The 14,221-nt window shown below is 73.9% G+C and carries 3 protein-coding genes; all 3 read right to left on the bottom strand.

Going from position 1 to position 14,221, the window contains the following annotated elements; translation table 11 throughout:
• Positions 1-91: 91 nt before the first annotated feature.
• Complete coding sequence (locus tag ABD329_RS34205) at positions 92-4,660, bottom strand: beta-ketoacyl synthase N-terminal-like domain-containing protein (RefSeq protein WP_425574415.1); 4,569 nt, start codon at positions 4,658-4,660, stop codon at positions 92-94.
• Between the two features lie 50 nt (positions 4,661-4,710).
• On the bottom strand, positions 4,711-11,907 hold the full coding sequence (locus ABD329_RS34200) for an SDR family NAD(P)-dependent oxidoreductase (protein WP_344317380.1): 7,197 nt from the start codon (positions 11,905-11,907) through the stop codon (positions 4,711-4,713).
• Between the two features lie 263 nt (positions 11,908-12,170).
• Complete coding sequence (locus ABD329_RS34195; RefSeq protein WP_198277834.1) at positions 12,171-13,835, bottom strand: ABC-F family ATP-binding cassette domain-containing protein; 1,665 nt, start codon at positions 13,833-13,835, stop codon at positions 12,171-12,173.
• Positions 13,836-14,221 lie beyond the last annotated feature (386 nt).

The raw sequence follows: 14,221 nt of genomic DNA, 5'->3' as shown, positions 1-14,221 counted from the left end.
GGCGCGCTGACCGGTGTCTCGGCCGGTGCGCTGACCGGTGCCTCGGCCCGTGCCTCGGCGGCGGATGACGGGGCGGTCTGATTGACGGTGGTCACTGATCGCTCTCCTCGTCCTGTTCCTGATGGTCCGGGCCGGTCGTCCAGGCCACGGCGTAGTCCCGGTCCGGCAGTCCGGGCGGGTTGGCGATGGTGATGGTGTGGACTTCGTAGCGGGGCGGGGGCTGTCCGGGGGCGGTGGCCGCCACCTCGACGACGAGCCGGGCGGGTGGCGCGTCGGTGCGGTCCGTTCCCGGCCGTACCTCGGCGATGGTCAGATCCCGTGGCCGGTCACGGGGACCGGCTCCCTCCGCCGTGGCGACCGCCTCCTTCGCGGCCCGGAAGGCGGCGGCCCAGCGGCCGGGTGATCCACCGATCCGGGCCGTCACGCCCGCGAGGAGTTCCCGCTCCGGCCGGGCGAGGGCGACGGCCATGTCATCGTCGTCGGTGACCTCTTCGAGGGCGATACCGGGCCCCGTGGCGCCGTTCACATGGCGCGGCGCCACGAGGGCGACCCCGGTCTCGGCGCGGTGTGCCAGCGAGAGCGTCAGCTCGGGCAGGGTCCGGCCGTGCACGCCGATGGCGTACGGGCGACCCTGGGCGTCCTCGCGGATCCCGATCTCGGCGGGGAAGACCGGGCCTTCGCCATGGTCCCAGAGCCACCGGCGTACGGCGTCCTTGGCCGCGATCCTGCCCAGCAGCCACTGCCTGCGACCGCGTGGCGGCTGGTGTTCATAGGCGGTGCGCTCGTCGCTGCCCAGGTGGTTGCGCATGATCAGGTCGCGGGAGGCCAGGTCGGGCCAGCGCTCATGGAGCAGCACCCAGCCGCCCGGCTGGGGCCGGGAAAGCGTGTTGCGCTGCGGGAAGCGCTCCACGGGCCGGGTCTCCGGATGGTTGTCGAACCGGCGGTCCTGCCAGCCGGACAGCTCCGCCCACACCTGGCCGCCGATCAGCAGTTGTGCGTCGGCCTCGAGCGCGGTATCGGTCAGCGAGACGATCCTGACCAGGCACTCCACCGGAGTGCCCGGGGCCGGATGCGGGCCGAAGAAGCGCATCAGACGCATGCCGACCGGGAAGACCACGGTCCGTTCGGTCCGGGTCGCCATGATCCAGTAGCCGAGGAGCTGTCCGACGTTGTCCAGCAGGGCCCCGGGCGCGGGGGGTGTGGTGATCGTGCCGCGTATGTGCGACGCGCCGATCGCGGTGAGTTCGGTGAGCCCTTGGAAGCCCGGGCCGTGGAACATCCAGCGCTCGGCGTAGATGAGTTGTGCGGTGTGGTCGGGTGTGTGCTCGGTGGCGGGGTCGACGGTCCAGCGCGTGGGGCGGGTATCGGGGTGGCGGGCGGCCACTTCCACGGTGGCGCGGGCGCTGCGGCCGAAGGTGACGGCGTAGTGGGCCGCCCCTGGAGTGGGGGCCGCCCCTGGAGTGGGGGTCGCCCCTGGAGTGGGGGTCGCGGTGACCTGGACGGTGGTGGGTGGTGAAGCCGTCACCCACTGGTCGAAGCGTGCACCGTGTACGGCGACGGCCACGGGGTGGCTGCCCGCCGTGCGCTCCGCCGTGTCCATGAGGTGCTGGACGATCGTGGTGGCCGGGACCACGGGCCAGCGGTCCGACTCGTCGGGCCACCCCGGGCGTTGGGGGAAGAAGCAGTGGTCACGGAGGTAGGGCATGGTCTCGGTGGAGACCCGCAGATCGTGGGTGTGCGGAATCGGTGGGCGACTTGCCGCGATGACCGCTGTCGCGGTGGCGGCGGTCTCGTCGAGCAGGGCGTTGAACTCAGCTGCCCAACCCGGTGGTGGGCAATCGTTCCTCCCCCGGCCACCGCCGGGAGGTGCCCCCTGGACGGAACGGGTGGGCACCACCCCACCCGCACCCGGCGACGGCGGCCAAGGACCACGGTGCGGCCACGCGCCCCGGGACACCGCCCGCGAAAGCTCACCGCGCAACTGCTTCAAGCGTGGCTCGCCGAGCGAAACCAGCGAACCGCTCAGGTCCAGCCGCACCGCGGGAAGCGCCGGTCTCCCGCCCGAGGCTTCACGAGCCGGCACGGGATCCACCTCCGCGCCCTCAGCCCATAGCGCCGTGGCCACGCGCCGAAGCTGGGACACCCCGTGCCGGTGGGGCGAGTTGGCGGCCACCACCAAGTGGTCACGCCCCTGCAACGTGTCACCGATGAGCGACCCCAGCTGCCCCGTGCCCACCTGGACGAACGCGCGGAACCCCGCCTCGTACAAGGCCTCCGTCAGCAGCCGGAAGCGCACCGGTTCCAGCAGATGCCGGATGAACAGTGCGCGCACCTCCGCCTCGGTCGCCGGATACGGCGCGGCCGTCGTCCCGGACCAGACGGGGGTCCTGGGCGGCAAACGCAGCTCGAAGCGTTCCGTCACGGCTCTGATGGGGTCGAGGTAGGGCGCCAGCATCGGGGTGTGGAAGCCGGACTGGAAGGGCAGGACCTGCGCGATCACGCCCTCGGCGCGCATGGCCCGGACGAGCTCCTCGACATCACCACGCGGCCCGCACACCATCGACTGGCTGGGCGCGTTGTCGTGCGAGAGCACGATCCGGCCGTCCGCCCGCTCGGTGAGCGCGCCGGACACCCGCCGCGCGCCCGCGCCGAGGACGGCGAAGGCCAGACCGGGCACCCGCAGCGCGTCCGGGTCGAAGGAGTCGAGGAAGGCGTCGACCTCCTCGCCCGCGTAGAGGCCGCCCACGACCAGCGCGGTCCACTCCCCCACGCTGTGCCCGGCCACCGCGTCCGGTACGACCCCCATCCGGCGCAGCGCCGCGTCCAGCAGCCGCCCGACGCCGAAGACGCCGACGCCATGGCGGCCGATGTCGCCCACGCGCGCCGCCTCGCCGAAGCGGTCCCCGGCGGGGCGGGAGAGCCCGAAGTACTCCGCGACACCGTCCACGCGGGGGACGAACTCGGCTTCGAGACCGGGGAAGACGAAGGCCAGCTTCCCCCTCGGCCCCGGGCCCGCGCCGAGCAGTGGCGCGGGGGTGAACCAGATGTCGTTGCGGCCCCGCCACGGGCGGCCCTTGGCCACCATCCGCCGGGCGAGCGCCAGCTTTTTCGCGGTGGGGTCGACGATGCCCAGGCGGGTACGGCCGTCCCGCCCCGGCACCGGCGCCCGTACGGTCGTGTCGTCCGCCGCCAGCAGCTCGGCCAGCCGCTCCGGGGTGTCCGCCGCCAGCGCCAGCACTCGCTCCGGTTCGATGACGAGGGTTGTCGCGCGCCGTGTCTCCGGCGCCTTCGGCGGCTGCTCCAGCACCACATGGGCGTTGATCCCGCCGAAGCCGAAGGCGTTGACGGCGGCGCGCCGTACGGGAGCGTCCCAGGGCGCGACCGAGTCGAGCACCGAGAAGCGGGTGGCCGCCAGCGCCGGATGGGGGTCGTCGCAGTGCAGGGTGGGCAGCAGCCGGCCGTGGTGGACCGCGAGGGCGGCCTTCACCAGACCCGCGACACCGGCGGCGGGCATGGTGTGGCCGATCATCGACTTCACCGAGCCGATGACGGCCGTCTCACCCGATATGCCGCCGGGGCCGAACACCTCGGCCAGGGTGGCGAGTTCGGCCGTGTCCCCGGCAGGCGTCGCGGTGCCGTGCGCCTCCAGCAGCCCGATGGCCCCCGGTTCGCGCGGATCGAGGCCCGCGGCGCGCCATGCCTGCCGTACGGCACGGGTCTGACCGCCCGGGTCGGGGTTGACCAGACCGGTGGCACGGCCGTCGGAGGCCACGCCGGTGCCCCGGATCACCGCGTAGACGCGGTCGCCGTCGCGCAGTGCGTCGGCGAGCCGTTTGAGGACGACCACACCGGTGCCCTCGCCGATCAGCAGACCGTCGGCCGCGCGGTGGAAGGGCCGGATCCGCTGGCTCGGCGACAGCGCGCGCAGCTGGGAGAAGACGCTCCACAGGGTGATGTCGTGGCAGTGGTGCACCCCGCCCGCGAGCATCACATCGCACCGCCCCGAGGCCAGCTCCCCCACCGCCTGGTCGACGGCGACGAGCGAGGAGGCGCAGGCGGCGTCCACGGTGTACGCGGGGCCGCGCAGATCGAGCCGGTTGGCGATGCGCGAGGCGGCGAGGTTGGGCACCAGTCCGATGGCCGCCTCGGGCCGGTCCGGGCCGAGGCGTTCGGTGAACGCCTCACGTACGCGGTCGAGTTGGCCCGGCCCGAGGTCGGGCAGCAGCTCGCCGAGGGTCCGTACCAGCTGGTGGGCGGTGCGCACCCGCTGATCGAGCCGGACCAGCCCGGGGGTGAGATAGCCACCCCGCCCCAGCACCACGCCCACCCGCTGCCGTTCGGGCAGCCGGTCCTCGCCGCCCGCGTCGGCGATGGCCGCCGCCGCGACACCCAGGGCGATCATCTGGTCGGGTTCGGTGCCGGACACCGAGTTCGGCATGATCCCGAACCGGGCGGCCTCGACCCGGGCGAACTCGTCGACGAATCCGCCCCGCCGGCAGTACACCCGGTCGGGCGCCCCCGGCGTGTCGCCACCGCCGTCCGGGGCGTAGAAACCGGGGTCCCACCGCCCGGCCGGAACGTCGCTGATCGCGTCCACGCCACCGACCAGGTTGCGCCAGTACGAGTCCAGGTCGGGCGAGCCGGGCAGCAGCACGGACATCCCGACGATGGCCACCGGCGGCTGCCGGTGCAACCGCTCGTCCGTCACGCTCACCAGCCCGAGGCGGTGTAGACGACGGACCCCGGGGACTCCTCGCCCCAGGCCAGCTCGCGCAGCAGCGCCAGCGTGCCCTCCTCGGGGTCGATGAGCGAGACGCCGCGCCGGGCGTACTCACGGCCGAGCTCCGGTGTCACCATCCCGCCGTGGGCTCCGGCCGGTGCCCAGGGGCCCCAGTGCACGGTCAGCGCCCGGCGGCCGGTGCGGTCCCGCCAGCGTGCCCCCAGGGTCTCCAGGGCGTCATTGGCCGCCGCGTAATCCACCTGGCCGCGGTTTCCGAGGACGGCCGCGATGCTGCCGAACAACACGGCGAAGGAGGGGGGTTCGGGCAGCTCGGCCAGCGCGTCCAGCAGCGTCCGGGCGCCCTCCACCTTGGTGCCGTACACCCGCTGGAAGGACTCGGCGGACTTCTCCGCGATCAGCCGGTCCTCGATCACACCGGCTCCGTAGACCACGCCGTCCAGCCGTCCGTGGTCGGCGTGGATCTGCTTCACCGCCTGGAGCACCGCTTCGGCGTCGCGGACATCCACCGAGCGATAGCGGACCCGGGCGCCGAGCGCGGTCAACTCCTCGGCGGTGGCGGCGACTTCGCGCCGCGCCAGGATCCGGGCGGCCTCCCGCTGGATCTCGGCGGGACCCAGCCCGCCCCGGGCCGCGAGCGCCGCGCGCAGCGCCGTCTCGTCGCGGGCCCCGGCGGTGGCCGGGTCCTCGGGGCCGACGGGTTCCGGCGTACGGCCGAGCAGCTCGATCCGGCAGCGGGCGGCGGACGCGAGGGTGGCGGCGAACCGCGCGGTGATGCCCCGCGCCCCGCCGACCAGGACCACCACCGCGTCCCGGTCCAGCCCGAGGGCGGCGGCCTCCGCCGCGCCGTCCCCGGCGGGCCCGGCGCCCGAACCGGCGAGCGCGCCCAGCGGGGCCTCCACGAGGTCCAGCCGGTGCCGCCGCCCTTCCGCGGTGCGCAGCACGACGGGGGCACGGTCCGGGGCGAGCAACTCGTCGAGCAGCCCGTCGGCGACGGCGTGGGCGGGCCCGGCCACGTCGGCAGACCTGGCCACGTCGGCGGGCCCGGTCGCCTCGGCGGGGCCGGTCGCCTCGGCGGGGCCGGTCGCCTCGGCGGGGCCGGTCGCCTCGGCGGGGAACTCCACCAGCCGGATGACCGTGTCCGGGTACTCCCTGGCCACCGTGCGGAACACCCCGCGCAGCCCGGCCGTGCGCGCGGCGAGCGGGTCGGTACGGCTGATCGCCAGCAGCCACTGCGGAGCGCGCCGCAGCGCCGACTGGACGACCGTGAACGCCTCCGGCAACACCGGCGCGCCGGAGGCGGCCAGCGGATCGAGCAGCAGCACACCGTCCACCGGGCCGTCGTCCTCGGCGAGCTGATGACCGGCGGCGAGGATGACGGCCTCGGCACCGCGCTCGCCGAGGCGGGCGGCCACCGCCTCGGCCACCCCATCGCCGTCCCCGCCGAGCAGGGCGAAGCGCCGACCGGTCAGATCGGGCGGCGCGGCGGCACCCTCGTCCGGTGCGCCGAGGGGCACGGGCACCAGCCGCATCCGCTTCGGCGCCACACCGGGCACCGCCACGGGCACGGGCACGGGCTCCGCCACCCGCGTGGCCACCGGCTCCGGTTCATCGGCCGGTGCGGGGGTCGCGGGGGTCGCGGGGGTCGCGGGGGTCGCGGGTGCGAGACGGGCGGTGAGCCAGTCGGTGACGGCGGCGGTGGTACGGGCCTTGGCCAGCTCCTCCAGCTCCTCATCGCCCAGGATGGCGGTGTCCGCGCCCGCGACACCGAGTCGCCGCGCCAACTCGCCCGCGATCTCGGCGCGTTTGATGGAGTCGATGCTGAGATCGGCCTCGAGATCGAGATCCGGTTCGATCATGTCGACCGGATAGCCGGTGCGCTCGCTGATGATTTCGGAGACCGCGCGCAGCACATCGGGCCCGGTGACGGGCCCGGTGACGGGTGCGGACGAGGGCGCGGGCGCGGGCGCGGCAGGAGCCACATCAGTGACCGGGGCCGGGGCCACCGGGGCGGCGGCCACCGGGGCGAGCTCGGCGGGCAGGGACGTGGCCGGGGCGACCGGGGCGGGTGGCGCCGCGCGCCGTTCGCCCGCCGCGCCACCGAAGTAGGTGAGGAGCACATCGCGCTGGGCGGCGATCATCTCCCGGCTGGTCCGCAGGAACTCCGAGATCAGGGCGTCTCTGTCGCCGTACTCGCCGCCCCCCGTCCGATCCGTCTGACTCACCGTGGCCTCCATGACACGTCGGGCCGGTGCCAGCGCACCGGGCAGGAGCTCACCGTTCGCGGTGCGGACGAGGTGCCCGTCGACCGTCCAGCCGGGCCGCTTCGGTGGCGGGCCGGATCCCGCCGCCACCGCGTCCCGCCCGTGGAACAGCCAGGCCGTACGCACCGGAACGCCGGCGACGGCCAGCCGGGCGAGGGTGTCCAGGAACCCCCGCGGACCGGCGGCGCCGGACCGCCGTCCCTCGCAGGCGAGGGCGAGGTGCGGGCGGCCGTCGAGGATCTCGCCCACCAGCCGGGTGAGCACCGTCCCCGGACCCGCCTCCACGAAGATCCGTGCGCCCGCCTCGTACATGGCCTCGATCTGGGCCACGAAGCTGACGGGCGCGCCGATCTGTGCGGCGAGTTCGGCGCGGATGGCATCCGGCTCCGCGCCGTGCGGGGCGGCGGTGCGGTTCGCCCAGACGGGGAACTCCGCCCCGCGCACCGGATGGCGGGCCAGCGCCTCGGCGAACCGTGCACCGGCCCCGGCCACCAGCGGGCTGTGAAAGGCACAGGCCACCGGGATCCGTTTGGCCGAGTGGCCGGTCTCGCGCAGCAGCCGTACCGCCTCCTCGATGTCCCGCTGGGGACCGGAGATCACGGTCTGCCGTGGCGCGTTGTGGTTGGCGGCCACCACACGCCCGTCGAGCCCGGCCGCGCGCAGCACCGGCTCGACCTCGCCGGGGGCCGCGGTCACGGCCGCCATCGTGCCGGGCTCCTCCGCGTCGGCCTCGGCGGCGCCGAGGATGGCGGCCGCCCGCTCGGCGCTCAGTTGTGGCAGCGTACGGGGGTCGAGCGCCCCCGCGGCGCACAGCGCGATCAGCTCGCCGTAGCTGTGTCCGGCCGCCATGTCGGGCCGTACCCCGGCCGAGATCAGCAGGGTGTACGCGGCGAGCCCGACGATGCCCAGTGCGGGCTGGGCCACCCTGGTGTCGGTGATCGCGGTGCGCTGTGCCGCCTCCCCGGCCTCGTCGAAGGCGGCGGGGGGATACAGCGCGTCGGCGTAGCCGCGTCCGTGGCGCAGATGGCGCTGGAGCTCGGGGAAGGTGACGAAGGCGTCGGCGAACATCCCGGGGCGCTGGCTGCCCTGCCCGGGGAAGAGAAACGCGACCTTGCCGCGACCCGGCTCGCCCCCGGCCGTCCCGCCGATCCCGGCCTCTTCGGTCTTCTCGGTCTTCTCGGGCGTGTCCGGGGCCGTGTACAGCCCGTCCGTTCCGCGCGGCCCCTCGCCCGGTGGATCGCCCGCGAGCACCTGACGTAATCGTGCGGTCAGGTCGTCCAGATCCGATGCCACGACGGCCACCCGGACCGGTTCCCGTCCGGCATCGGCCCGCCGGGCGGCGGTCAGCGCGAGGTCACGCAGCCGCCACGGCCGACCCGCCGCGTCATTGGCCATGAGCTGGTCGAGTGTCTCCCGGACCACCCGCAGCGCCGCGGCCCGGTCGGCCCCGCGGAAGAGGAACAGCTCGGCGGGCCAGTCGTCCAGCCCCCGCGCGGGTGGCGCTCCGCGGCCGTGTGCCGTGAGCACCACATGGAAGTTGGTCCCGCCGAAGCCGAACGCGCTGACCCCGGCGACCCGTTCGGCGGGCGCGGCGGCCCATGGCCGGGCCCGGGTGTGGAAGGCGAAGGGGCTACGGTCCGCGTCCCATGCCTCGTTGGGCCGGGTCAGGTGCAGGGTCGGCGGTGTGATGCCGGTGTACACCGCCATGGCGGCCTTCACCAGCCCGGCCAGCCCCGCCGCGCATTTGGTGTGGCCGATCTGGGACTTCACCGAGCCCAGCGCACACGCCCCGGGTGCGGCCCCGGCGTCGGTGAACACCTCGCCCAGGACGGTGAGTTCGGTGCGGTCGCCGACGACCGTACCGGTGCCGTGCGCCTCGATCAGGCCGACGTCGGCGGGCGAGACGCGGGCATTGGCGTAGGCGCGCTCCAGTGCGGCCCGCTGTCCCTCGGGGCGCGGGGCGGTGAGCCCGAGCGAGCGGCCGTCGCTGGAGGAGCCGACGCCCTTGATCACGGCGTAGACGCGGTCGCCGTCCCGTTCTGCGTCGGCCAGCCGTTTGAGGACGACGCAGGCGACGCCCTCGCCGAGCGCGATCCCGTCGGCCGAGCTGTCGAAGGTCCGGGAGCGTCCCGTCGAGGAGAGGGCGTGCACCGAGGAGAAGAGCACATAGTCGTTGATGCCGTTGTGCAGATCGGCGCCGCCGCACAGCACGAGGTCGCTGGTGCCGGTGGTCAGCTCCTTGCAGGCCACGTCCACGGCGGCCAGCGATGACGCGCAGGCCGCGTCCACGGTGTAGTTGGCGCCGCCGAGGTCGAGCCGGTTGGCGATCCGACCGGAGATGACGTTGGCGAGCATGCCGGGGAAGGAGTCCTCGGTGAGCCGGGGCAGCTGGTCCGCCAGGGCCCGCGGCACCTCGTGGACGTAGGACGGCAGGACGGCGCGCAGCGTCTGGGCGTTGGACAGATCGCTGCCCGCCTCGGCGCCGAACACCACGGAGGTGCGGGAGCGGTCGAAGGCCCGGCCGCCATCACACGGGTCGCCGTATCCGGCGTCGTCCAGGGCCCGGCGGGCGGCCTCCAGGGCCAGCAGCTGTACGGGTTCGATGCTGCCGAGCGAGGCCGGGGGGATGCCGTAGCGCAGCGGGTCGAAGGGGATGGGTGGCAGAAAGCCGCCCCATTGGGAGGCGGAGGCGCCGTCCTTGTCGCCCGTGTAGTGGATGGCGGGATCCCAGCGCTCGGCGGGCACCTCGGTGACGGCGTCCACACCGCCCACCACATTGGCCCAGAACGAGGCGAGGTCGGGTGCCTGCGGAAACATGCACGCCATGCCGACGACGGCCACGTCCAGCGGCTCGGGCACCCCGGCCGCCGGGGCCGTGGCCATGCCCAGGCGCTCGCGGACCGCCTCCGCGCGTGCGGTGAGGAAGTCGGCGGCGCCGGGGCCCACCGCGTGGTGCAGTGCGGCGATCGTGGTGGTGGCCGAGCGCGCCACGGCCACCTGCCCGGCCATGAACATCCCGCCGCCGAGCTGGCCCTCCTCGTCCACCGGGGCCAACGTGCCATCGGGTCCGCGGTCCACGCCCTTGCTGGCGATCCTCAGCCGTCCCACGTTCAGCCGCTCCAGCCGCTCCCAGACCTCCCGGTCCGGCAGGCCCTCATTCCGCAGCCGCTCCTTCACGGTGTCGAAGCTCTCCGTGAAGGGGCTGGGCACGCAGCGCGTGGCATGGCCGGGGGCGGTCTCCAGCAGCACGGTGTGCTCGGCGGCCACCACCTGGCGCTGGAAGAGCGGCTGTACGGCGCCGTGCGCCACCGCTTCCTCGGTGAACAGATACGCGGTGCCCATCAGCGATCCGACGGCGACGCCGCGCCGGGTGAGCGGAGCGGCCAGCGCGGCCACCATCGCGGCGGAGCGTTCGTCGTGCACTCCTCCGGCGAAGAAGATCTCGATCCCCGCGCCGTCGGTGCCATCGGGCGCGTCCGCCCCGCCGGTGCCCGCCGTGTGACGCGGGTCGTGTGCGGCCTCGTCCAGGAAGTCCTCGATGACGGCGATCTGCGCCTCCCACAGCGGGAAGCTGTTGCGGGGCCCCACGTGGCCGCCGCATTCGGAGCCCTCGAAGACGAACCGCCGGGCCCCGGCCTGGAGGAACTGGCGCAGCAGCCCCGGAGAGGGCACATGCAGAAAGGTGGCGATGCCGTCCCGTTCCAGCGCCTTGGCCTGGGACGGCCGTCCGCCCGCGATGATCGCGTGGCTGGGGCGGATCTCCCGTACGGCATCGAGCTGGGCGTTTCTGATCTCCTCGGGTGCGAAGCCGAGCACACCGACGCCCCAGGAGCGTCCGTCCAGCGCGGCCGCGGCCTCCTCCAGCATGGTGCGTGCCTGCTCGCGTCCGGCCAGGGCGAGCGCGATGAACGGCAGCGCTCCCCCGGCGGCGACGGCGGAGGCGAACGCGCCCTGGTCGCTGACCCGGGTCATCGGGCCCTGGGCGAGGGGCAGCCGGGTGCCGAGGCGGGTGCTCAGCGGGGCGCCGGGGCGCAGCGCCGAGACGACGGCGGAGCCGCTCTGTACGGCCTCGTGCGCGGCCTCCCGGACGGCGTCCGTGATGCCCCGGACGGTACGGCCGACGTCCCGCCACCGCTCGGCCAACCGGGCGGCCAGGAAGCCGTCCTGACCTACCGTCAGGTCGGGTTCGGGGTGCTGGCCGCGCCTCCGGCGCCGCAGGATCCGGTGTCCGTCGAGGACGGTGGTCTCGGAGCCGTCCATGGAGCGGATGGCGGCGGCGCTGCCCTCCGGGAGCCCGGATTCGGCGAGCAGGGCCAGCTGGGTGTCGAGGACGACCCCGGCCGCGCCGCCGAGTACGGACGCGGCGGCGGTGCGCGGGCCGATGCCGCCGCAGGCCCACACCGGTAAGGACACCCGGGGGTCGGCGAGGAGGCGCTGGAGCAGGACGAAGGTGCCCAGCGGACCGATCCGGCCGCCACTCTCGCTCCCCCGGGCGATCAGCCCATGCGCACCGGCGCGGATGGCCTCGAGGGCCTCGTCCAGGTCGGTGACCTCGGCCAGCACACGGCAGTGGTCGGCAGCGGCCGCCACCGGCCAGGGCGAGTCCACGCCGAGCACCACCGTATGCGGACCGGGCGCACCGCCGTACGAGCCGCCGGTGGGCGGGGCGTCCAGGAGATCCGCGGGGGTCAGGCGGCAGCCCGCCGCGACCCGCACGCCGTACCGGCCGTCGGCCGCCCACTCGCCGATGTCCTCCCACGCCTGGAGGGCTTCGCGGCCCGCTGTTCCCAGGTCGAGGATGCCGAGGCCGCCCGCGTGGCTGACCGCCGCGGCGAGTCTGGCGTCCGGATCCCCGAACGGGGTGATGCCGATGACAAGATCGCCTGCGTCCACGGCGGCTGACATGTTTTCTCCAAAATCACTAGCACGGCAGGAAATGGAGATAATCCGGGCAAGGCATGTCGAACGTATGGCATGGCAATCCCGCGAAATGGCGCCGACTGAAATTAGCCACGTTATTACTGAAGAGTCAACAAGCAGTCGTGCACGCTCTCGCCACGACGGGCTGAATCTCGCCAGGCGCGAGCACATCGGCCGCCCCGCCACCTTCTCTCCCCTGTTAAACGTTCATATATCTCGCGCGACGAGATCGATTTCGAAGGTGGCACCTACCCTGCCGGGGATGTCGTCTCGAGCACCGCCCGGACCTCGTCGGCGGCGATGTCCCGCAACTCCTCGCCGACCAGCAGCCACCGGGTGATGCCGATTGTCTCCAGGAACGGCAGATCGTGGCTGGCGACCACGAGCGCGCCCTGGTAGGAGTCCAGCGCGCTCGTCAGCTGTCGCACACTGGCCAGGTCGAGGTTGTTGGTCGGCTCGTCGAGCATCAGCAGCTGCGGGGCCGGCGCGGCGAGCATGGTGGCCGCGAGGGCGGCCCGGAAGCGTTCACCACCGGAGAGGGTGCCCGCCGGCTGCTCCGCTCGCGCCCCCTTGAAGAGGAAGCGCGCGAGCTGGGCGCGGATGTGGTTGTCGGTGACACCGGGCGCCCGGCTCGCCACGTTCGCCGCCACGCTCAGCTCGTCGTCCAGCACATCCAGCCGCTGCGGCAGGAACCGCAGCGGTACGTAGGTCCTGGCCTCCCCCGACAGCGGGGCGAGTTCGCCGGTGAGGGTGCGCAGCAGTGTCGTCTTACCGGCTCCGTTGCGCCCGACCAGCGCGATGCGTTCCGGTCCGTGCACATGCAGGGTGCCGTCGCGCAACGCGCCGTACCGGGGGCGCAGTTCGCTCAGGGTGAGCACGGTGCGGCCCGCGGGTACGGCGGTGTGCGGCAGGCTCACCCGGATCTCGGCGTCGTCGCGGACCGCGTCCGCGGCCTCCTCACGCCGCTCGCGCGCCTCGTGGAGACGGTCTTCGTGCAGATCGCGGAGTTTGCCGGCCGACTCCTGCGCGGCCCGCTTGCGGCCACCGGCGACGATTCTCGGGGCCCGCCGCTCGATGTCCATCTTCTTGCTCTGCCGCTGACGGCGTGCCAGTTTGATGTGGGTCTCCTCCAGTTCGCGCTTTTGCCGCCGCACATCCGCCTCCGCGGCCCGCAGCATGCGCGCCGCCGCCTCCTGCTGGGTGGCCAGCGCCTCCTGGTAGGCGGACCAGCCGCCGCCGTACCAGGTCACCGATCCGGCGCGCAGTTCGGCGATGCGGTCCACCCGCTCCAGCAGCTCACGGTCGTGGCTGACCACGACCAGCACACCGGAGCGCCAGGAGTCCACGGCGTCGTAGAGCCGGCGCCGCGCGAACAGGTCGAGGTTGTTGGTGGGTTCATCGAGCAGCAGGACGTCGGGGCGCTCCAGGAGCAGGGCGGCCAGGCGCAGCAGTACGGTCTCCCCGCCGGACAGATGGCCGACGGTGCGGTCCAGTTCGACATCGCCGAGCCCGAGTGAGCCCAGTGTCGCCAGGGCACGCTCCTCGACGTCCCAGTCGTCGCCGATCGTCTCGAAGTGGGCCTCGTCGACGTCCCCGGCCTCGATGGCCCGTAGCGCGGCGCGCCGTTCGGCGATGCCCAGGGCCTGGTCCACGCGGAGGGTGGTGTCGAGGGTGATGTTCTGCGGAAGGTAGGCGAGGCCGCCGCCGACGGTCACCGACCCCTCGGTAGGACGCAACCGCCCGGCGATCAGCCGCAGCAGGGTGGACTTGCCGCTGCCGTTGGTGCCCACGAGGCCGGTGCGGCCCCGCCCGATGCCGAGCGAGAGCCCGTCGAAGACGGACGTGCCGTCCGCCCACTGGAAGGACAGGGCCGAGCAGGTCAGGGAGGCGCTGGGGGTGGGGGATGCTGCCATGGTGTTCTCGCAATTCGTAAGCGCTGTGAAAAAGGGGCTACGTATGCGAGCACCACGCGGCGACCAAGCCGGGGAATGGGGTGCGGCCCTCCGAAGGGTGAGGGACGGCGTATGCACCGAGGTCGCATCCACGCGGGTCACGGGCGGCGGGAAGGCCGGCTACGACGTGACGGCTACGGCTTGTGCCGTACCGCGCGATGATCGCGAACCTCAGATACGCAACGTCCACCTCTATCGGAGACAACAGGACCCGGGCAGTCTACCCCAGCTGTGGCCTGCGGTGTCGTGGACGCGGCCGGGCGGGGGCCGCGCTGCCACCTTCCTGCCAACCTTTCCCACTCCCCCGCCGCCGCGTACGGCCGCCGTTACGATCACCCGTGACCTGG

The sequence above is a fragment of the Streptomyces javensis genome, from assembly GCF_039525925.1.
In the GTDB taxonomy this organism is placed as follows: Bacteria; Actinomycetota; Actinomycetes; order Streptomycetales; family Streptomycetaceae; genus Streptomyces; species Streptomyces asiaticus.
The sequence above is the reverse complement of the archived record's forward strand: the minus strand, read 5'-3'. Positions and strand labels throughout refer to the sequence as shown.

What these genes read in the sequence shown, in the direction of transcription:
- ABD329_RS34200 (WP_344317380.1), bottom strand. Translation starts at nt 11,907, where the DNA reads ATGTCAGCCGCCGTGGACGCAGGCGATCTTGTCATCGGCATCACCCCG.
- ABD329_RS34195 (WP_198277834.1), bottom strand. Translation starts at nt 13,835, where the DNA reads ATGGCAGCATCCCCCACCCCCAGCGCCTCCCTGACCTGCTCGGCCCTG.
- ABD329_RS34205 (WP_425574415.1), bottom strand. Translation starts at nt 4,660, where the DNA reads ATGTCCGTGCTGCTGCCCGGCTCGCCCGACCTGGACTCGTACTGGCGC.